The organism is Calothrix sp. PCC 6303, from assembly GCF_000317435.1.
Lineage (GTDB): Bacteria > Cyanobacteriota > Cyanobacteriia > Cyanobacteriales > Nostocaceae > PCC-6303.
On record NC_019751.1, the window covers coordinates 6,083,811 to 6,105,317 of the forward strand.

The 21,507-nt window shown below is 39.4% G+C and carries 15 protein-coding genes; 9 read left to right on the top strand and 6 right to left on the bottom strand.

Annotated features, from left to right (window positions below; genetic code table 11):
• The first annotated feature begins 134 nt into the window (after nt 1-134).
• Entirely contained in the window at nt 135-716 is a 582-nt protein-coding gene (locus CAL6303_RS24675; RefSeq protein ID WP_015200561.1) for an Npun_F5749 family FMN-dependent PPOX-type flavoprotein, read from the top strand.
• A 347-nt stretch (nt 717-1,063) separates the two neighbouring features.
• Here CAL6303_RS24675 and CAL6303_RS24680 read toward each other — a convergent pair whose 3' ends face one another.
• From CAL6303_RS24680 to CAL6303_RS24695, 5 genes are all read right to left on the bottom strand, one after another.
• Nucleotides 1,064-2,491 carry a WGR domain-containing protein gene (locus CAL6303_RS24680; RefSeq protein ID WP_015200562.1) on the bottom strand — a complete coding sequence of 476 codons (1,428 nt, stop codon included), beginning with the start codon at nt 2,489-2,491 and terminating at the stop codon, nt 1,064-1,066.
• A 102-nt stretch (nt 2,492-2,593) separates the two neighbouring features.
• Entirely contained in the window at nt 2,594-2,974 is a 381-nt protein-coding gene (locus tag CAL6303_RS24685) for a response regulator (RefSeq protein ID WP_015200563.1), read from the bottom strand.
• Complete coding sequence (locus CAL6303_RS24690; RefSeq protein ID WP_015200564.1) at nt 2,946-6,779, bottom strand: response regulator; 3,834 nt, start codon at nt 6,777-6,779, stop codon at nt 2,946-2,948. The genes CAL6303_RS24685 and CAL6303_RS24690 overlap by 29 nt, the downstream gene beginning before the upstream one ends.
• 295 nt (nt 6,780-7,074) lie before the next feature.
• Nucleotides 7,075-7,275 carry a hypothetical protein gene (locus tag CAL6303_RS29525; protein ID WP_015200565.1) on the bottom strand — a complete coding sequence of 67 codons (201 nt, stop codon included), beginning with the start codon at nt 7,273-7,275 and terminating at the stop codon, nt 7,075-7,077.
• A 447-nt stretch (nt 7,276-7,722) separates the two neighbouring features.
• On the bottom strand, nt 7,723-9,033 hold the full coding sequence (locus CAL6303_RS24695) for an aminopeptidase P N-terminal domain-containing protein (RefSeq protein ID WP_015200566.1): 1,311 nt from the start codon (nt 9,031-9,033) through the stop codon (nt 7,723-7,725).
• 223 nt (nt 9,034-9,256) lie between these two features.
• Between CAL6303_RS24695 and CAL6303_RS24700 the strand changes: the two genes are divergently transcribed.
• The gene (locus CAL6303_RS24700; RefSeq protein WP_015200567.1) at nt 9,257-10,537 is read left to right on the top strand and encodes an FG-GAP repeat domain-containing protein; all 1,281 of its coding nucleotides are present in this window, start codon (nt 9,257-9,259) and stop codon (nt 10,535-10,537) included.
• Between the two features lie 86 nt (nt 10,538-10,623).
• Here CAL6303_RS24700 and CAL6303_RS24705 read toward each other — a convergent pair whose 3' ends face one another.
• Nucleotides 10,624-13,230, bottom strand: coding sequence for a U32 family peptidase (locus CAL6303_RS24705; RefSeq protein WP_015200568.1), 2,607 nt, complete (start codon nt 13,228-13,230; stop codon nt 10,624-10,626).
• Nucleotides 13,231-13,553: 323 nt separating this feature from the next.
• Here CAL6303_RS24705 and CAL6303_RS24710 point away from each other — a divergent pair, with 323 nt between their 5' ends.
• From CAL6303_RS24710 to CAL6303_RS30510, 7 genes are all read left to right on the top strand, one after another.
• Nucleotides 13,554-14,624, top strand: a complete 1,071-nt coding sequence (locus CAL6303_RS24710; RefSeq protein WP_015200569.1) for a DUF3365 domain-containing protein — start codon at nt 13,554-13,556, stop codon at nt 14,622-14,624.
• Between the two features lie 552 nt (nt 14,625-15,176).
• Nucleotides 15,177-16,490, top strand: coding sequence for a S8 family peptidase (locus tag CAL6303_RS24715; RefSeq protein ID WP_015200570.1), 1,314 nt, complete (start codon nt 15,177-15,179; stop codon nt 16,488-16,490).
• A 154-nt stretch (nt 16,491-16,644) separates the two neighbouring features.
• The gene (locus tag CAL6303_RS30910) at nt 16,645-16,887 is read left to right on the top strand and encodes a hypothetical protein (RefSeq protein ID WP_015200571.1); all 243 of its coding nucleotides are present in this window, start codon (nt 16,645-16,647) and stop codon (nt 16,885-16,887) included.
• Between the two features lie 36 nt (nt 16,888-16,923).
• The gene (locus CAL6303_RS30915; RefSeq protein ID WP_015200032.1) at nt 16,924-17,880 is read left to right on the top strand and encodes an IS110 family transposase; all 957 of its coding nucleotides are present in this window, start codon (nt 16,924-16,926) and stop codon (nt 17,878-17,880) included.
• Between the two features lie 611 nt (nt 17,881-18,491).
• Nucleotides 18,492-19,925: a hypothetical protein gene (locus CAL6303_RS24725; RefSeq protein WP_015200572.1), complete on the top strand. Its 1,434-nt coding sequence runs from the start codon at nt 18,492-18,494 to the stop codon at nt 19,923-19,925.
• Between the two features lie 115 nt (nt 19,926-20,040).
• A complete protein-coding gene (locus CAL6303_RS24730) occupies nt 20,041-21,336 on the top strand; it encodes a DUF1822 family protein (protein WP_015200573.1) in 1,296 nt (431 codons plus the stop codon).
• Complete coding sequence (locus tag CAL6303_RS30510) at nt 21,333-21,488, top strand: hypothetical protein (RefSeq protein WP_015200574.1); 156 nt, start codon at nt 21,333-21,335, stop codon at nt 21,486-21,488. Before CAL6303_RS24730 ends, CAL6303_RS30510 begins: the two co-directional genes overlap by 4 nt.
• The last annotated feature ends 19 nt before the right edge of the window (nt 21,489-21,507 follow it).

A 21,507-nucleotide genomic window follows, 5' to 3' on the forward strand; every position in this document is an offset into this window, starting at 1 on the left:
ACGGCTTTATAGTCTGGGGATAGATAGCGTGCCCAATCTGTAATATGGCATAGCGAGGCTGCGGTAAATTTATTTGCAGTCCTCTACTTGCCAGATTTTCAATCGATAGTTGTTTAGAGAATAATTAAATTCTAGTGTCACTTGCTCCTTGGCGTTCCCGTCTTGCCCGCGCTTTACAATACAGTCGCACTAAGCCTGAATCCCGCTATTTCCAGTTAGCTACCATTACAACAGATGGACTTCCCGCTAACCGAACTGTTGTTTTTCGCGGTTTTTTAGACGATACCAACCAATTAAAAATTATTACTGATATTCGTAGTCAAAAATGTGAGGAAATTCGCCAACAAGCAGCGGCAGAAGCCTGTTGGTATTTTACTGGGACTAGGGAACAGTTCCGGATTCGGGGAGAGTTATTAATGGTTGATGTTAATTACCCTGATTTGAAATTACAGCACGTCCGTCAACAAACTTGGCAAAATTTATCAGATGCTGCTCGAATTCAGTTTTTTTGGGCAAATCCTGGAGAAAAACGAGCCGATGCGGCAGCTTTTTCTCCTCCTCCGACAGATGAAATTAACCCTGGAGTCAATTTTTGCTTGTTGTTACTTGATCCTGTAAAAGTGGATTATTTACAGTTGCGGGGAGAACCTCAAAACCGTCGGTTGTACATCCAGGATGAATCTGGAAATTGGTCTGATTTCGAGATAAATCCTTGATAAATCCTTGAATTTTCAACTTTCCTCAAGCTAAAATTGCCAAAATCAATACTGTGATAACTGTTGAAGAAGGCAGTAGGGGTGTTTTGAGATGGGAATACCCTGCGGGTAGCAAGCTACTAGAAAAGGTAGCTTTTGGGGGTCATCCGACTCCCAAAACGTGGCACCCCAAGTCAAAACTGGCGAGGCATAGGCATCGGGGTATTAAACCCCCTACTCTTGATAACTGATAACTGTTCACTGTTAAGGAACGGAAATTTAATAACATGCAATTTTGCTCGACAATGAAATGGTGCGTTACGCTCCGCTTACACACCCTACTTTTGTACTTTATTTAATCCACGTTCCTAACTGATTTTTTTAATGTCACCAAAAGCTCGATAAAAACCTCCATTAGCTGATTCTCGCAGTTCTGCTACCAAATAGCGATCGCCTTCGGTGCGGATGTCCTTTGGAAACTGAACTTTCCAGTTGGGGTTATATCCTGGAGAAATGGCTCTGATTCTCAATTTACTACCTTCCCGGTAGCATTCAACTACCACCCCTTGGGTAATTTCAGCAGGTGCAGCATCTTGTAGTTCTGCTGAGGGGGTTATGCCTTTTTTACTTGGTGCTTTAATTACAGTCGCTTGGGGAATATTGCCTTCTTGAGCAGATGCGATCGCGTTTGGGCTAGCATCAATACAGGCTAAGGTTCCATCGGTAGTAACTATATAGATGCGGTTGTCTAAAAATTGCATCGAAAGTGCAGAACCGCAACCTGTGCCTAACTTCCAGATGAGTTTTCCTGTATCCTGGAAGCAGTAAAGGGAGGAACTGTTATCACCTGCAAATAGGTATTTCCCATCTACTGTAGCAGCACAAGAATATACAGCACCATTACATTTATAAACTGCACCCACTTCACCCTTTTTGGTAAAACTATAGACATTGCGATCGCTTGCACCAGCATACACAGTCAAAGCTTCTTGCCAACCAAATAATACTGCACCTTTGGTTTTTTGATGCCACTGCACGCGACCTTCTTGGTAATCATACATCGTCACACCACCACTATGCCCGTGGTAAACTCCATCTGAGTCGCAGCGCACCATCCAACCAGAATTTCCCTGACTCAACCTAGTCCATTGAAATTCATCATCATGATCGATTGTGGTTAATCCTCCGTTTGCATCGGAAACTGCTAGCAACCCATCTTTGATATCTAACCAGAAAATATCGACATTTTCATCAACTTTGTAGGCTAAACGGGGTAATTTCCCTGTCAAGTCGTAGACATTCCCATCATCACAACCCGCATAAATCCAAGCGTCATCAGCAACTAAACATTTCACACCATCAGGTAGCTGAAACTGATTAATTACCTTACCTTGGTGATTGAGGGCAAAAACCTCCCCAGATTGGTTTCCCACCCAGCAACGGTGGGCATCGATAAATATTCCAAAAGCTGCTGATTTGGAGTTGAATTTCCACAAAATTGGTGATTGCTTCGCCGAGGAAACGCTGCTACTAACGTCACGTCTGGTTATCTGACGTTTTTGCCGTACTCCCATGGTAGCTACTTCATAACCACTTTTGAGCTTCTCATTGATTTTCTTTTTTGCTTCTGCCTGTGCTTTTTCAATGCTAGGATAAATTTTGCTTTGAATTCGTCCTGAGTCGCCAATGCGACCATAACGGATAATTAATTCAGTATCTTTAACTATAACTTCATAAAATTTATGGGAGCCACCATCAGCCTCAGAAAGCTCCAAATAGGTCTTTTCTTCAGACATCACAACCTCAACTTGAGATATATCAAATCATTTATAAATCTATAATTTAGGGATTGACAACAAGCCTAAAATATGGGTGATAATCAAGTATATTTCATTTCTTCACAGAGTCCAATCTAAGGCTTCAGCTACTTGATGGGCTAAATTCAAGGGATCAAATGGTTTAGCGATCGCAGTTTTGATCCCTAAGCTAATATAACGACGACGGTCGTTTGCTTGTATCTTTGCTGTTAAGAAAATTACTGGTATGCTTTGGGTAATTGGATTTGCCTGAAGTTTCTCAAAGGTGGCGACACCATCCATATCTGGCATCATTACATCTAGTAATATGGCATCAGGTTGTTGGGTTTCGGCTTTGATAATCCCTTCGCTACCGGAACCTGCGGTAATTACTTCCCAAGCAGCTACGGTTTCTAAGCAGATTTTGGCAATTTCCTGGATATACTCTTCGTTATCAACTACTAATACTCGTTTGATTGTCACTATCTTCTCCTGATTTACTACTCTGTTTGATGCGTTGGAGTAAACCCATAACTTTTTGTTCAAATTCTTGGGTTGTGACTCGTCCTTTTGTGAGAAATTCGGTATGTCCTAGTTTTAATCGAGTTCGTTCCAATTGATCTAAATCCCTTGCAGAATAAACTAGTAAGGGAATTTTGGAAAGCTGATTATGTTGTTGCAACCACTCAACTACCCCAAAACCATCACCTTCAGGTAAGATTATGTCCAGAATTAGTAGATCGGGATTAACTTGTTGACTAAGTTGAATTGCTTCCCGTCCTGTTTTGGCTAAAAATGTCTCAATTTCGTTGGTTTTTAGTAATGTAGTTAGTAATTCGGCAAGTTCATCATCGTCTTCAACAACTAAAACTCGTGATGGTTTGGAGGATTGATTTAGAACTTGTCGCAATATGGGAAATAGGGAATGTTCTTCTACTGGTTTACATACCCAATTCACAAATTCGTTAGAAGATTGATTAATATTGTCTGGGGTACAAATGCTACAGATAATAATGGGAATATTACAGGTGTCGGGACGTTCTTTCAAAATTGCCATGACTTCCCAACCATTCATTCCTGGCATGACTAAATCTAGTAAAATTACTTCTGGATGCTGGTTTGTGGCTGCTGTGATTGCATCTTCTCCTTTGGCAACGGTAATGACGCGATAACCTTTTTGCTCAAGTAATGTTTTTAACTGAGTCCGAATATTGGGATCATCATCGCAAACTAAAACGCTAAATGCTTTACCGATTGCGGTAGTTTCCAGTTGAGGATTTTCTAAGTGGGGAACTACTACGGATTTACACAGGGGAATTGTAAAGTAGAATGTACTGCCTTGATTAAGTACACTTTCTACCCAAATCTGTCCTTGATGATGCTGAACAATACTTTTGCAAATTGCTAAACCTAACCCTGTTCCATCCTGTTTGCGAGAATCTGAAGCATCAACTTGTTGAAAGCGTTCAAAGATGGTTTCAAGTTTATCTTGTTGAATGCCGCGTCCAGTATCTGTAATGGAAAATAGAACTTCTTTGTCTTGCTGTTGTACTGCTAAGGAAACTATATCACCAGCTTTGGAGAATTTAATGGCGTTATTAAGTAAATTGGTTAAAGTTTGGATAATGCGATCGCAGTCAGCCCAGATACTATAATTAGAGGCAGCTGTCACAGATATCACAACTCCAGCTTTGTCTGCTAGTGGCTGCATAATATTAACTGCTTGGTGGATAGCATCGCTAACATCGCAAGTTTGCTTTTCCATTTCCACTTTACCCGATTCGATGCGCTCAATATCCAGGATGTCGTTAATTAACCTGACTAAACGTTCTGTGCTATCAGCAGCAATTTGTAGCAAACGTTTACCCTGTTCCGATTCGGCTTTGATTAACCCGCTAGAAAGCATTCCCAAGGAACCGTGGATTGAAGTTAGCGGTGTGCGGAGTTCGTGACTCACAACCGAAACAAACTCATCTTTCATCCGTTCAATTTCTTTTCTCTCGCTGATATCTTGTAAATAAACGGTGTAAATCGTGTCATCTCCCAGTTTTAATTGAGAAATAGAAGCTTCTGCGGGAAATTCGCTCCCATCCTTCCGCTTACCGGAAATTTCACGACGTTCACCCATTTTTCTTGCTTGTACTTGGGATTTACCAAAGTCAGTTACGTATTGTCGATGGGTTTGGGCAAAACACGAAGGTAATAATATGTTTAATGGTCTTCCTAAAACTTCTGATGCTGTAAAACCAAATATTTTCTCTGCACCTTGATTAAATAAAGTAATACGTTGGTTATCATCAATGGAAATAATTGCATCATCAGCAATTTCCACAACTCCAGCTAAACGTGCTTGGGAGTTTTTCAGTGCTTCCTGTGTGCGTTGATGTTCGTTATTTTGATTTTTTTCATCTGTTTTTGCCATCCGTCGGACTAATTTCATTCGTTCTAAACGATTGATAATTCGAGTCACCAGTTCGGGACCAACAAAGGGTTTAGTGACAAAATCATCAGCACCAACACTGAATACTTGATTTATAATATCGGGACTATTATGAACTGTTAAAAATAAGACGGGTAATTCGCTCCAATGGGAATTATTGCGTACTATTTGGCAAATTTCAATTCCACTAACTTCAGGCATTTCCACGTCTAAAATTAACAAATCTGGCTGAACAGATTCCAGTGTTTGCCAAAATTGTTGAGGATCAGCAAGGGTTTTTACTGTTAGTCCCCAAGGTGTAAGTAAATTGTGCAGTAATGCTAATATGTTGGGGTCGTCATCTACAGCTAATACTTTAGTTTCTCCACGATGAGATTGCTGCAATATATTCTTGACATTTGATAGTATTTGTGTTGCAGATATGGTTTTTGGGATTAAGGTAGTCCCTGCAAAGGGAGTAAATCCAGCGCGAACGACTGTCATCGCGTAAGCTTCGCTTAAGTTGGTTTGCTCTGATAATATAAGTACTGGTACAGGTGGTTTGCGATCGCTAAATTCCCTCAACAGTTGTAAACTCTCTTCTGTGTCAGAACAAATACTAGGATCAAACAGGACAACACTGGGATGCTCTTGATATAACTTATTTCTTGCTGCACTCGTACTTCTGGCAACCGTTATTTTTAAGTTCCAATTGACTGATTCTTGAGTTAGTTGCTTGGTAAATTTGGCATCATTATGAATGACTAACAACAATGAATATTCTTCATAGCTAGTATCATCAACTTGATTTACTTGGCAATCTACATTAATTTCTCGCTGCAAAGCTTGCACTAATATACTTAATTTTGACCCATCAATTTCACCATTATTTTGGTCTAATTTCAACAAATTTTCAATTTTGCGGGCAATTTTAGAACCTTCAGGAAACCCAAAAGTCCCAAGTGAACCTGCTAACGTATGTGCATTTCGTTGAGATTGAGAATACAATTCTTGATTTAAGGAATTTTCGATTAATGCTTGAGATAGCTGTTCTAAAACATTAATTTGTTCAATTACTCTATATTTAAACTTGTGCCAAATTTGATTTACAGATGAAAGAATTTTTTGAGATTTTACATCTGTTAAATTTTCTTTAAATTCTTCAGTATCCTTTTGTTTTTTAGTAATAGTTTCCTCTCCAGATTTGAGACGATAACCAATACCATATACAGTTTCAATGATACTACTAGAAACTCCCCCAGCCTTTAACTTTTGCCGTAAACATTTAATATGAGTGCGAACAGCTTCCTCTCCAGGAGTATCTTCATAAGACCACAGATGTTCTAAAATCATCCCACAGCTAAACACGCGTCGGCTATTTCGCAAAAACAACTCCAACAATGCATATTCTTTAGGAGTTAGTGGTAGCAAGTGATGATCATAACTGACTTCACAACTTATGGGATCTAGCCTTAACTTTCCCCACTCCAAAACTGGTTGTGAAGTTACAGAACCCCGACGTAATAAAGCTCGAACACGAGCTAATAATTCCTCCTCATCAAAGGGTTTCACTAAATAATCATCCGCACCAGCATCCAGTCCAATAGCTTTATCATGACTATTATCTCGACCTGTTAGTAAAAGAATTGGTAACTGCAAACCCTGATTACGTATTTGCCGACATAAACTAATACCATCTAACTTCGGCAACATCACATCAAGAAGCAATAAATCGTAGTCAAAATCCTTAATTAATTCCCATCCTGCTTCACCATCACTAGCGATTTCGACAACGTAATTTTGATTTGTGAGGACAGCGGTGAGTGCTTCCGCCATTAATTCTTCATCCTCGACAATTAAAATTTTCATTCAAAAATCCTATTCTCAGATTATCGTTAATCTTAACAAAAATTTAAGTGATGTCTCTAATAAATAGTATCCTATTAATTACACCTAAGTTACCAAGTTATTAAATTAATTTTCAATTAATTTATAATAACATATTAGTATTATTACGAAGATTAAGCTGTCTTGAATGGCAATTATAACTACTTAAAACAAAACCCTCAAACTAGTGTGAGGGTTTAATAACAAATTCTGTCTCATTTGTTATTTGGTTATTTATAGTTTGCATTGATTAAAATCTAGATGATGTTCCTAAATCCTAAATAGGCGACAAAACTTTTGATGGTGGTCGTTTTCTATTGTTTCTAGCGATATTTTTATGCTGCGTCATCGCTTCTAAATTGATTCTAGTAACATTCATTTCTGGCATTTCTTGCCAACAATTACGACAAAACCAGTAAGTTTCGTTACCACGGACATGTCGCAGTAAGACATGAGAACAGCAAGGACAAGTATTCATAAATTTGCTTATTATTTTTCAAGTTATACATAATTTCAAAGGTATTTTATAAATGTGAGGAACTTGTGAGGAATATTCATAAAACATAGTGTTTGTAATATTGCTCAATATTTCTACATATTAAAAAACAAGTAATACCAATTCAAATAATGATTGCAACACATCCAACGGTAGAGACGTAGCACTGCTACGTCTCTACAAATATCTATCTGTCGCATTGTTTTTTCAAATTGGTATAATGTGTCTGTTTTCTCAAAAGAAGCATGACAGTAGGGATTAAGACTACGGTGTACACACAAGTCTTGAAATCCCTAGATTTTCTATAATTCCACGCCCGCCAACGGTTGAAACCCACCGCAGTCGCTACAACGGGGGGAACCCCCGCAACGCGCTGCTCGCCGTTTAATACCTAAATTCATCTGCAAGATGACTGAATATTTTTGGTTTCTATCTTTCCAAATCGCTAACTTCTTTCGGAACCCCGGCTGTTAAAACTTCGTTGCCTGTATCTGTAATTAAAACATCATCTTCGATCCTGATGCCAATTCCCACCCAGCGAGAATCGATTTCTGGTTGATCTTCGGCTGGTTTGGTGTCGGGTACAATGTAAATTCCTGGTTCTACGGTTGTGATTTGCCCTGGTTGGAGAATTTGCGGTTTGTCTTCACCGTGTTGATATACTCCCACATCATGGACATCTAATCCTAGCCAATGCCCGGTTTTATGCATGTAGAAGGGTTTGTATTTTTCTTCTTCAATGAGCTTATCGATTTCACCTTTGAGGATACCGATTTCCACTAATCCTTCTGTAATAATACGGACAGCAACATCGTGAGCTAAGTTATAGGGATTACCTGGTTTAACTTGGGAGATGGCTTGCTTTTGAGCTTCTAGAACAATTTCGTAGAGAATTTTTTGTTCGGGTGTAAACTTCCCATTCACCGGGAATGTGCGGGTAATGTCAGAGTTGTAGTAACCATAGGAACATCCGGCATCAATTAGCAGTAAGTCGTCATTTTGAATTTGACTGTCATTTTCGATGTAGTGGAGGACACAGGCATTTTTTCCAGCAGCGACAATGGAAGGATATGCAGGTCCCATGGCACCCCGTAAGCGGAAAATATGTTCAATTTCCGCTTGTACTTCATATTCGTAGCATCCAGGTGTAGCGAATTTCATCGCGTGGTTATGTGCTTCTACAGCGATGTTTGCGGCTTTTCGCATCAATTTTAACTCAGCTTCGCTTTTGGTAAGTCGCAAAGCGTGGAGAACCGTTGCTGTGTCTTCAATTGCAGTGGGTCCGGTTCCCCGTCGAGGATAAGTCCGCATCATCTTTTGCCAATGATTTAATACGGTTTCATTAAAAGCGCGATCGCGTCCCAGGTGATAATATATTTTGTCGGCTTTTTCTAAATATTGGGGCAATTTTTCATCTAATTCATGGATGGGGTAAGCTTCGTCAGCACCATACATTTCCTTCGCTGCTTCCACTCCACAGCGGTATCCACTCCAAACTTCTTTTTCCCGATCCTTGGGCTGCACAAACAGGATAAATTTATGCTCAGGGTGGTGTGGTGCCAACACTGCTACTGCTTGCGCCTCGTTAAACCCAGTTAAATAATAAAAATTACTATCCTGACGATAAGCATATTCAACATCATTATGCATTACTGCCATCGGCGCACTACGGAAAATCGCAGTCCCATTGCCTATTTTAGCCATTAAGCGATCGCGTCTTTGCTGATGTTCTGTATGCATAGCCCTTTAGGATTCTAATTACTTATCATATTCAAGTATCAGTATTTTAGCTTTTTCCGCTAGAAATCTGTGATCCAATTTCCTTCTTTAATCTGGGATATTGTTATTAAATATCCATAAATATACAGTTGACATACCGATTCATAACTTAGAACACTGTAAAACTATTGACATTGACTTAAAAAATAGCTAGAAGATTGAAGGTCATTATCTATACAAAAATATGCCTAATTCAGATAGTGCCCTTACCCTTGATGCTCCTACAAACCCCAGCTTAATTTCAAATAATAGTTTGCTTAATAAGTTAGACGTAGATAGTAACTTACAGTTGGGCGCATCTTCTCACTCATCTTTAATAACATTACCAGCACAATCAAATGCTGTAAATAGTCAATCGATTTTAGAAACTAATAAAGGTTGGTGGGTAGTACCAGACTTTAACGGAGATAAAAATCGTGATATTTTTTGGCGCAATAAGGAAACTGGTGAAAATAAAGCTTGGTTATTTAGCGGTGTCGATGGAAATTTTACAGAAATTTCTTTGTCTAGTCTGAGTAAAGAATGGGATTTTAAGATTGCTGATTTTGATGGTAACGGTAAAAGTGATTTTTTTTGGCGAAATTCAACTACTGGAGAAAATCTAGTTTGGATTGCCAATGCTAATGGAAATACTTTTACAGAGACAGAATTAATCCCAACCGAAGCAAGCTGGTATGTTGATATCGGTGATTTTAATGGTGATGGAAAGAATGATTTAATTTGGCGTAATTATGATAATCTTAAAAATCCTGAAGTAAATGCTGGATTAAATGCTATTTGGCTGATGAATGGAAGTGTCTACAATGCTGGTTTTATTCATCGAGTTAAAGATCTCAATTGGGATTTGAAAGTAGGCTATGCAAATGATGATAAAATAACTGATTTATATTGGTACAAACGCGATACGGCTGAAGTTGCTATCTGGTTGATGAACGGAAGTAATACTGGAGACGGTTTTAATTTTGGAGATACTAAAGTTATTTATGACTTACCTGATTTGAATTGGAGATTTGAATTAGGTGATACAAATGGAGATGGAAAAAATGACTTAATTTGGCGAGATTACAAAGATGGGAGAAATGCTGTTTGGTTAATAGATGGACTTCAAATTACTCAATCAGATTTTATTTATCAATTGAAAGATTCAGATTTAATTTGGGATTATGATTTAGCTGATACGAATGGAGATGGAAAAACTGATTTAATTTGGCGAAATTACAAAGATGGGAGAAATGCTGTTTGGTTTGTAAATGGTACAGTCTTTGCTGAAAGTGACGGCAAACTTCTTAGTCCAATTTCGGCAGAAAATTGGGATTTTAGCATTACTGATGCTAATGGGGATGGAAAAACTGATTTGATTTGGCGAAATTACGAAACTGGTGAAAACCAACTTTGGTTGATGAATGGTGAAGAAGCACAAAAATTTACTTTGCAGAACTTAGATAAAGGTTGGATTTTTAATTAGATTGAAAATTTATTGTAGTTCCAGATATCCGGCTGATCGAATAAGTCGGATATCTTTGAATATCTAAATTATTGATTTACCAACTACTAATATTTTGTTGGCAAGGCAATAGCACCACGGGTGACACCCAGTTGATTCTGTACTTTTAATTCTCGCCACAGTTGAAATCCTGTGATGTCTCCCCTTAATAGTTCCTGATAAAGTTGGATGGTTTGAGTTACTTCTGCTGGTGTTTCATTAACAAACTCAATTCGCAAATTTTTGAGTCCTAAATTAATCAGTTGGTGGACATATTCGGCTCCTGTTTGGGCTGTACCATTAAATAAAGTATTTCGGCAACCTACATCTGCCTGTAGAATATGTTCTGTTCCCACTCTATCCCGTAATTTTACTTCGTGTTCTTCACAGGGTCTACCACAATCTCGAAAATCTTTACCATCAGAAAGGAAGGCACAAAATACACAGTGTTCCATGTGAAACATTGGCATATGTTGATGGATTGTCACCTCATACCATTCGGGTGGAGAAGTTTTTAATAAGTCTTGGAGTTGATTGACATTTAAATCGTAGGAAGCTGTTAAGCGTTCTAAACCAAACTCATTTTGGAAGTAATCGGCTGTTAAGGGGTTGGCAACATTCAGGGAGAAATCTCCGATACAGCGATCATTTTCAAAGTATTTTAGTTGATCATAATTCCGAATTAAATATCCGTCAGCTTCCGAAGCACGTACCTGTTGTAAAATCCAATTTTCCCCAGGTTTCGTAATTCGAGGTGGGGCAACAAAAATTTGTTTTTTCCCTTCTCCTTTCTCCCGCATTTGCCGTACCATTTCCACAGCTTTGTGGTACTTTCTGGGGTCTTCAAATTCACAGTAGATGGTTTTTATATCTGTATGTAAAACAACTTGAAGTTGCTTTAAATTTCGCACCAAAACAATTAAATGGGGGAATGGCGATGAATTATCAATATCATCATACCCTGACGTTTTCACCTGAGTGAGTAAATCTTCCAGTGTTGCCGCATCATCAACTTGCCAGCGTTTGGGTTGACTGCGTAATTCTTCTAAGCGAGTCACAATATCTCGTCGCATCCTGTTCAACTCACTCACAGGTAGCATAAATTCCCCTTCTAGGTGATTTTTCAACTCACCCAAGCAAAAAGGAGTATTACCCAACCTTCCCAACTGTTCCTGTAGCTTTTCAGTTGTTAGGGGTTTGGTGTGTGCTGCCACTAATGCGATCGCTGATTCTATTTGAGCTAGATTACCATTAGTATCCCTTGCCAACACAACTAAATTTTTCCCTAATTCTCCATACACTTCCATCTCAATAGGACGTTGGAATTTGGGAACATCACCTTCATAGGTTTGGCGAATCTGCTTATCTAATTCCGGATCACTGGTTTTCCATAATCTATCACCCACATGGATCTGTTGCCAATCTAAATTTCCCCTGCCAAAGCTTAAAATGGCATCTTCACCTTGGATTTTCACCCCATAAATTCTTCCCCCTTCCTCCTTCCTCTCCGGATGTCCCCAGTCAAAAACGACACCATCCCCAGCTTTTAAAGGTGCTTCCAACCTGATGGTGACTTCTTCATTTCGAATCCGCTTGACCCTTCCCAGGTATACACCTCGCTTCTTCCCAAATCGAGCGTGAACTAATTCTTGGTTGTTGATTCCTCGGAACCACCCTGTATAAATTCCCCGTGAAAAAGCCATTTCTAAGTTGTATTTTTCTTGATTGCTAACTTCCGATTGAGTTTCTTCATTTTCGCTCAAATCTTCTGTATCCTCTAACAGGGTGGATACCTCGTCTTTCTCTTCTTCCTTGACTTCCACCAACCGATTCAAAGCTTCTCGATATACCCGCGTCACATTCGCTACATATTCCGGAGTCTTCAAACGTCCCTCAATCTTCAAACAACTTACTCCAGCCTGTACCAACTCATGTAAAACACTTAAACCCGCTAAATCCTGGGGACTCAAAAGATACTTCTTATCTCCCAAATCCACTACATCCCCATCCACAATTAATTCATAAGGCATTCGACAAGCTTGAGCACATTCCCCTCGATTTGCCGAACGTCCACCCAAAGCCTCACTAGTTAAACATTGTCCCGAATATGCCACACACAGCGCCCCATGCACAAATACCTCCAAAGGCAACGAAGCACCGCGATACTGCATCCGATTCTGAATTTTGTTAATTTCTTTCAGCGAACATTCCCGTGCCAACACCACCAAATTACACCCCAATTCCTCCGCAAATTCCACACCCGCATCACTGCTAATCGTCATCTGAGTGGAAGCATGAATAGGGAAATCTGGAGAAAGGTGACGAATGAGACGACAAATACCCACATCCTGAACAATTACCGCATCCACTCCAGCAGCAATAATCGTCCGCAGATATCTTTCTGCTTCCCGTAATTCTTGGGGGAAAACCAAAGTATTCAAGGTGACATATCCCTTAACACCACGCTGGTGGAGAAACTCCATTAATTCTGGTAAATCAGCCTCAGTGAAATTTTCTGCCCGCATCCTCGCATTGAATCTATCTAAACCAAAGTAAATAGCATCAGCGCCATTTTCCACAGCAGCTTTCGCACATTCCCAATTGCCAGCAGGTGCGAGAAGTTCCGGCAGAGTCAGGGTTTGGGGTTGGGTGGATGGGAGAAGTTCAGCTTGCATTGGTATGGGGGAGAGAAGTTACACAATAGTAATAATATCGTTTAATTCCGTTAGCAGTTATCTTCAGATCCCAGACTTTGTTAAAAGATGCCATTCTCAGTATGTCGAAATTCACCGTCACCCCAGAAAGGTGCGGCTAATGGAACAAAGCCCACCTCCGTAGACTTCGTATCGATAGCCCCAGCCTTACGGTTTTTGCGGGCGTTATGTCGGGTATGCCACACAACTCATCAATATTTAGGGGTAGTGTCCTGAGTCGGGGATCTGTACCTTCTCTACGAGTCCTGATATAAATTAAGATCAGTATCAATGGAAATTGAGAAATGCTACGTAGTTTTCACCTTAGTCGCCTAAATCTTGCGTCTCAATTTACACTCTTCTTGTCACTAATTTTCATTGCTGGAATTTTAATTGGTAGCTTGGCTGTGTCAAAAGCCTTGGAACAGAGGGCTATAGCGGAGATGAGTTATCGGGGTCAGATGGCGATGCAAATGATCAATGCAGTACAAAGTTATACAAGTAAGGATATTTCGCCTTTACTAGCTAAGATTGGGAATTCAGAGACTCAATTTATACCCGAAACCATACCTAATTTGGGGGCAAAGCGGGTGTTGAATCGGTTGAAGGAGGATTGGAAGTACAAGGACTTGATTTATAAAGATGCAACTCTCAACCCCACCAACCTAGATGACAAAGCCGACCTATTTGAGGCAAAATTAATCCAGGAGTTTGAACGCGATCGCACTCTCAAAACATTGTCGGATTTTCGTTTGCAATCTGGTAATAAGTTATTCTACAGCGCTCAACCTTTAGTTGTCACAGACTCTAGTTGTCTCAAGTGTCACAGTTCCCCCAGTATCGCCCCAAAAAGCCATGTTGAAAAATATGGCACACAACATGGCTATGGTTGGAAACTAAATCAAGTTATTGGTGCCCAAATTATTTATATTCCTGCCAGTGAAGTTTTTAAGGATTCCCGTGAAACGTTATTTCTATTTATCAGTATATTCATTATAATTTTTGCACTAGTCATTTTTGCAATTAACTATTTGCTCAGATGGAGAGTTATTCAACCCCTCAAACCCATGGCTCAATTAGCCGAATTCATTAGTCAAGATACAGCTACATCTAATGAAGTGCGAGCGATTGAAAATCAGGGTTTAAGCAAAGTTTCTCAACGCAAAGACGAACTAGGGCAACTAGGTAGAGTATTTCAAAGCATGATATCTGATATCTATATTCGAGAACAAAAGTTATCAGAACAAATTAAAAAGCTGAAGGTTGAAATTGATACAAGAAAAGTTACAGATGAAGTCGCAGAAATAGCCGAAAGTGATTATTTTCAGAATTTAAAAAATACGGCACAAGATATGCGAAAACAATGGGAAGAATAAATCTAATTAAACTGAAATATTAAACTGAAATATTATAGAGACGAGATATATCGCGTCTCTCTTTGTATAAATATTCTGTGTTTGTGCGCTATGGCAGTCTTGGATGATAAGCCAACGTGAAGAGTAAAATCCCAATTTGTAGGGTGTGTGACGCTACGACAATATAATCGCGGAATGATTGATATTTGTAGGGTCACGCACCGATGATAACTACGGTTAGATTGGTACGTTATTAAAAAGCAAGTTCCTTAGCTCAAAATAGCTGTAAGATTATTATAAACCTTATCTATTTTGAGAACCGTAGTTAGTAACTCAAGATTGTGAGTAGGCGTAGCCAGCCCTACGGGCTTATACTAGTCTGCGACAAGCCGCTATGCTACGCGTCTACCTTGCGTCGCAATGACAAAACTCCACTTTTCATGATGGATGAGGTTTATGCGTATTTTTCCATTGAAATTATGTAATAAACGAGTGCATATTCAATAAATTACTCTCCTAAGAAATACTTGGCTCTAAACAAGCAAATTATCCAGGTGATTTACCGAGAAATTTATGTTTAATACCCAAGTCGATAGCTCAAATACACTATCGGAACATCTGACCGAAGTGTCAAAATATATCCAACTAAACCCTCTCAATACAGATTCAGTTTCCAGTAATTTTAGTCATACCTCCAGCTTTCTGAGTGAATTTGTAGATGAACTTCAACTGGATGAAATAACCAATTTTGCAACTAAATTCACCTGGATTCCTGATGATATTTCTATCGACTCAATCCCAATAGAAATTGGTGATTGGATTTCCGTAGATTATAACCAAGGTAATTATTTTAACTTTAACCCTCAAACTTCAGATGGTTATATCGCAACAGAATCATCTCCATCCAGTTCTACACCAGAAAATATTTCCACAGCCCAATCGCGTAACTTTAATAACAACTATGGCTATGGATTGATAGATGCAGCAGCCGCAGTTGCTAAAGCCATAGGATACAGCCGTTTTGCGGATGTTCCTAATCAAAGCGATGAATATGATTGGGGACTAGATGCAATTAGCGTCCCAGAAGTTTGGAATCAAGGATACAGCGGTGAAAATATTGTTGTCGCAGTAGTTGATAGTGGAGTAGATTTCAGACACGCAGATTTAAATGACAATATTTGGTTTAATTCTGGCGAAATCTTTGATGATGGGATTGATAATGATGGCAACGGATACATTGATGACATCATTGGCTGGGATTTTGTCAGTAATGACTATAATCCAATTGGGGAATCAAATGATCATGGAACCCATGTAGCTGGAATCATTGCTGCTGAAGCAGATGGATATGGAATTAATGGTGTTGCCTACAACGCTAAAATTATGCCTGTGCGAGTGCTGGATGAAGGTGGACATGGTAATGATATCAATATTGCCAATGGTATTTACTATGCAGCCAACAATGGTGCAAATGTAATTAACCTTAGTCTTGGTGGTGAATATTCTAGCAATATTGAGGCAGCAGTGAAATATGCAACCGAGCGAGGTGCTATTGTGATCATGTCATCCGGCAATGACGGCAAAAGTGAACCTGGTTATCCGGCAGCTTTAGCCACAAATTGGGGAATTGCTGTTGGGGCTATTGACTATAACTGGAATGTAGCAGATTTCTCTAACCAGGCAGGTTCTGATAGCAGAATCAATTATGTAGTTGCCCCTGGTGTGGATATCTATTCCACAATTTCCGGTGATGACTATGACTTTATGAATGGTACCTCTATGGCTGCACCATATGTTTCTGGTGTTGCCGCATTGATGTTGAGTGCGAATCCTTATTTGACTCCGCAACAGTTACGACAAATAATCATAGAAACCGCAATTGCTTAAGGGGATAACCAGAAAGTAGGGTGTGTGACGCAATGCCAGATTAATCTTGATATCTGAGGATTTTTCGTAGCGTCACGCACCGACTATAAACCAATAGGGTTCAGTTAAGGATAATTGTAGGTTGAGTTGTAGCTTGCTTCCCGTAGGATACGAAGTGAAACACAACAAACTCCCCGAAAATGTTGGCTTGAGCGAAGTCGAAGCCCAACCTTGTATCTTAGAAATAGTAGTAGACCGTCCCAACCTAGGTCATAATAGACCGCTTTGTAGCATGGGTCACTACAATAATCTCCATGACAGAACTCGAACAGTCGCCAGGGTCAAAGCTTTAAACACTGATTTTAAAGTATACAGTCCGCATCGGGCAAGGATGAGTGAAATCAAGGGGATGAATTAAAAGCAGGGTAGATTATAATTTTTGAGAGCAACAAAAATGGAAAATACCTCTCAGTGGATAGGCATCGACGTAAGTAAAGCGACACTTGATGTTTACATCCGTCCAATTGGGAAAGCATTAAAGGTCGCAAATACTGAGTCAGGAATAGTAGATTTAGTTGAACAACTATTATCATACGATTTAAATATAATCGTAATTGAAGCCACAGGTGGGTTAGAAACTGAACTTATAATTCAACTACAAGCAGCACTTTTACCAGTTGCATTAATTAATCCACGCCAAGGACGAGATTTTGCCAAAGCCACAGGAAAATTAGCCAAAACTGACGCTATTGATGCACAAATATTAGCGCACTTTGGGGAAGCAATGAAGCCCCAAATATTGGCAATTGAATCTGAATCTGCACGTCAACTCTCAGAATTAATTAGTCGAAGAAGACAATTAGTCGAGATGCAAACTGCTGAAAAAAACCGAAGTGCTCGCGCTCGTGGTAAAGCATTGCTCGATGTGGAGGAGCATATAAAACACCTTGATGAACGTCTGGAGAAACTAAATCAAGAAATTGAGCAACTAACCCAAAACAACCAACAATGGATTGATAAAGCTAATTTGCTCAAAACTACTCCTGGCATTGGTAAAGTTATTTCTACAACTCTAGTTTCTGATTTACCAGAACTTGGTCAATTAACTTCCAAACAAATATCGCGTTTAGTAGGTGTTGCTCCAATTAATCATGATAGTGGACAACATAAAGGTAAACGTATGATTAATGGTGGTCGTGCTCATGTTCGTGCAACTCTTTATATGGGTGCTTTGGTTGCAATACGTCATAACCCAATTATCAAGGCTTTTTATGACCGTCTTGTTGAACGTGGTAAGCCAAAGAAATTAGCGATTACAGCCTGTGTTCATAAAATGTTAGTTATTTTGAATGCTATGGTTCGGGAAAGTAAACCTTGGTCTGCTGCACAAGATAATTTACAAACAACTTAAAAGCTCTTTTCCCAACTAATTGTAATAGCTAATTAATCCTAGTTTTTTTCTGGCTTGATCATTCATTTTTCATGCCCTTATTTGACCATGATTATTTTTGCCAAATCATTCATGTTTATGCTCATTTCATTTATTGCCCTACGAGTGGTTCAGCAACTGGAGAAGATTCGGTGGCACAGCGGAGTGTCAGGTGGGGGTAAGACTATTTATACCACCAACTCAAGGTCTTGCTGCCCCTACCTGACACCACCGAATCTAGCGAAGCGTTCTCCAGTTGCGTCAACTTTTTTTTGCGATCGCACTTGACAACTAAGACAGTCGCTACGCAGTTTAAAGTTTTTGACTTAGCCTCGGTAGCGGCTAGAAATGATTCAAGCACCTGAAATATTAACGATATCAATGCTGATTCGGATTTCGTTCCCCTAGCTATGTAACGAAATATAAACTACTCAAAACCCTTGCAGAATAGGATTTTTTAAAAAAGTTCGGGTTCTGAACATCTAAATTTTGCATGAGTCGCTTCTCCCAGAAATATGGGAATAATAGTTACCATCATTTCTTCTGTATAACCGCCAAATTGCTTTTACTATGAGGGGGTGAAAAAATTAATCATGTTTGGCGTTGAGTACAAAACTGTGGTTCAGATATCTAAATATTGGGAATTCGTCAAGTTAGATTCTAGTAGTAAGCACCAGGTAAAGATGGTTATTGTTGCTCAAAACTATTTACAAAATCAATTTCCTGGTTTGACTGGTGTTTCTGATAACCTGATTCAACGTCAACTTTGGCTGCAAATGCATCAGAGTCAAGAAACAGAGGATGCTTATTTAGCTGAAGTTTGTTTACGATGCTATATTTCTCAACAAATTTATCAAGTTTGCTGGGATTTGACGGTAAAATTCGGTGTCAATCATGGGTTTAGCTGCCCAGATTTATTATCCTTTGTGTTGGATGATGATTTACTGCTGGAAACACCAAATCAATCTTGGGTGATTCAAAGCAGTGTTTATGAATCTTTAGCAATTACAATTTTAAAGACATTTGATCCGACTAAAGGTTCTCTAGGTGCTTGGGTGAAGCGATATGTGAAGCAACAGCCAGAATTGAAGCGGTTTTTGCTTCAACACGGTGTCTTTTTGGTGAGTGATTGGGCACTTTTGAATGATACAAATCCTCAAGAATTGCAACGAATTCTGAGTGAAATGTATTCTCTTACAACTGGAGAAATTGCCCTAGCTTGCGAACTTTTGAGTGCTTACCACCAAGTTTATCGAGAAGAGCGGATTAAACAAAGAGTTGCAGGTGTAACTTTACCTTGTCAAGTACCAACAAACAAACAGTTGGAACAGATTGCGGAGGAAGTAGGAAGTCTAACTGGGAGTATGTTGAGTCCAGATGTGGTGTTAAGAAATTTGCAACAAATTGCATCTCACCTGCGACAGTACCGAATTACCGCACAAAATGGTTCTGTAATGACTGTTTCTTGGGAAGAAGTGCAAATTCAACAGGTTGTGGAACAGTTTGAAAATAGAGAAAATAATTCACGATTAGATGCGGAACAGTTGGAATTTATGCAGTTATACCAAGCTGAATTTTCAGCATCTTTGAAAGAAGCGATTTCTCAGGTAATAGAAGATTGGATACGGAGATTACTTCGCAAGCAAGTTTCAAAAGCACAATTGTTTATTACAGGGTTGCGTTTGTTTCATTGTCAAGGACAATCGATGACTCAAATTGCTCCGCAAATTGGACTTACAAAACAATATGAAGTTAGTAGATTTTTGAATCTGAATCAGTTACATAATGATATTCGCCAAAGATTATTATTGATCATGCGATCGCGTGTGAGTGATTTAGCTACTAAATTCGTGGATGCTGATGATTTAGCATCTTTGGATGGAGAAATAGAAACAATTTTAAATGAGCAAATTTCGGAAATTATTCAAGAATTAGAATCGGAAGTTAAAAAGCCAATTCGGAATCAACCTTTATCAAGTTTATTATCTGTAAATATTTGTCGCTATTTGAAACGGAGGACTAGCTAATGTGCTTTTATTTAGATTAATGAAATCTGGAAATACTTCCACCGTAACCTCTTGACAGGAATAACGGGTGAAATATATTTGCGTTGTGTTCCCTCATGATTTTTAATGATTTATTATGAACTCTTTATTTACAACTAATTTAGAAACCTATCTCGATTGGAACTTGCTGAATGAAACGCGAACTGGACTGTCATTGGAAGATGTTCAGAAAGCGGCAAAATTAAGCCAATCGATTCGTTTGCCTGAGCAACGCTGGCAAGTTTATATTTCTGGATTAGCAGTTTTTGGATTTGAAAGATGGCTGAAGGAACGCGCTCCCGATTTAGAGGTTACAAGTGATGCTGCCTCAATTTGGCAACCTGAATTAGGAAATTTTGTGTCATCTGCTTGCAATATTCAAGTGGGAGATTTTAAAATATGTTTGCTCACCGCTAATAATATTTCTCGACATCCTAATGTTCCCTTTGGAGTTTTTGATGTTCCTAGTTTAGCTGCTCAATTCTATGTATTAATGCAAGTAATAGAAGAAGAACAGCAAGTGGCAATATTTGGGTTTCTCAGTTATCAGGAATATCAGCGGTACCAACAAAATACACATCCAGAACCAGCAAAAGATTGGACATATAGTTTGCCTATTTCCTTGTTTAATCTGGATACAGAGAATTTGTTGTTGAACTTGCGCTGTTTAGATGCTAGTGCGGTGCAGTTACCTGCAACTACAACAGTTGTAAATGCTGATGTATTGACAGCATTGAAAAAGAAGTTGAAGACACTAAAACCCCAACTCAAAACTCAGCCAATATGGAATTTACTAACGCCAGCAGAGGGAGTAATATTACTGAGTCATCAAGACTTAATCAAGTGGATTGAACAGGGACAAAGCAAAATCATGGCTAAATCATCCGCACGCTCATTAATCAACATCAACAACTGGTTACAGAATCAAGTCGATAGAGTTGCACAGGAATTAGGTTGGATGCTAATGCCTTCATTATCCCCATCACAACTGCGGTTGCGGGATGCTGAAGACAATTTTGAAATGGTTCAAACCAGTTTACAGAGACAGGGAATCAATCTACCCCCCACTGCCAAAGGTGCTTATATTGGCATTGATGCTGAACATGGTAGTTTGCGACTGTATGCGATTGCATGGGTACTTCCAGATACCGCAGAAAGCCCCGGCTGGATTTTGTTAACTATTTTAGCTCCTCAACCAGGTTCCCCAATGCCGCAAAAATTAACCCTGGAAGTATGCGACGAAATGCAAATACTATTTGATGAAACTTTAGATGATACCAGTCTAGGAATGCTTTATGCCCAAGTGATGGGTGAGATGCATGAACAATTTTGGGTGACAGTTACCGCTGATGAAGTGGTGTTTGAAATGCCAGCTTTGGGAATGGAAGGGTGAAGAGGCAGGGGGCAGGGGAAGCAGGGGAGCAGGGGAAGCAGGGGAAGCAGGGGAAGCGGCAGGGGGCAGGGGAAGCAGGGGGCAGGGAAGCAGGGGAGGCAGGGGAGGCAGGGGAGGCAGGGGAAGCAGGGGAGGCAGTTTGTATTTTGTGATTTCTAATTATTATGAAAC

Bases quoted from the DNA above. Each gene is read 5' to 3' on its own strand.
- CAL6303_RS24680 (WP_015200562.1), bottom strand. From the start codon at position 2,491: ATGTCTGAAGAAAAGACCTATTTGGAGCTTTCTGAGGCTGATGGTGGC.
- CAL6303_RS24690 (WP_015200564.1), bottom strand. From the start codon at position 6,779: ATGAAAATTTTAATTGTCGAGGATGAAGAATTAATGGCGGAAGCACTC.
- CAL6303_RS29525 (WP_015200565.1), bottom strand. From the start codon at position 7,275: ATGAATACTTGTCCTTGCTGTTCTCATGTCTTACTGCGACATGTCCGT.
- CAL6303_RS24695 (WP_015200566.1), bottom strand. From the start codon at position 9,033: ATGCATACAGAACATCAGCAAAGACGCGATCGCTTAATGGCTAAAATA.
- CAL6303_RS24700 (WP_015200567.1), top strand. From the start codon at position 9,257: ATGCCTAATTCAGATAGTGCCCTTACCCTTGATGCTCCTACAAACCCC.
- CAL6303_RS24705 (WP_015200568.1), bottom strand. From the start codon at position 13,230: ATGCAAGCTGAACTTCTCCCATCCACCCAACCCCAAACCCTGACTCTG.
- CAL6303_RS24710 (WP_015200569.1), top strand. From the start codon at position 13,554: ATGCTACGTAGTTTTCACCTTAGTCGCCTAAATCTTGCGTCTCAATTT.
- CAL6303_RS24715 (WP_015200570.1), top strand. From the start codon at position 15,177: ATGTTTAATACCCAAGTCGATAGCTCAAATACACTATCGGAACATCTG.
- CAL6303_RS30915 (WP_015200032.1), top strand. From the start codon at position 16,924: ATGGAAAATACCTCTCAGTGGATAGGCATCGACGTAAGTAAAGCGACA.
- CAL6303_RS24725 (WP_015200572.1), top strand. From the start codon at position 18,492: ATGTTTGGCGTTGAGTACAAAACTGTGGTTCAGATATCTAAATATTGG.
- CAL6303_RS24730 (WP_015200573.1), top strand. From the start codon at position 20,041: ATGAACTCTTTATTTACAACTAATTTAGAAACCTATCTCGATTGGAAC.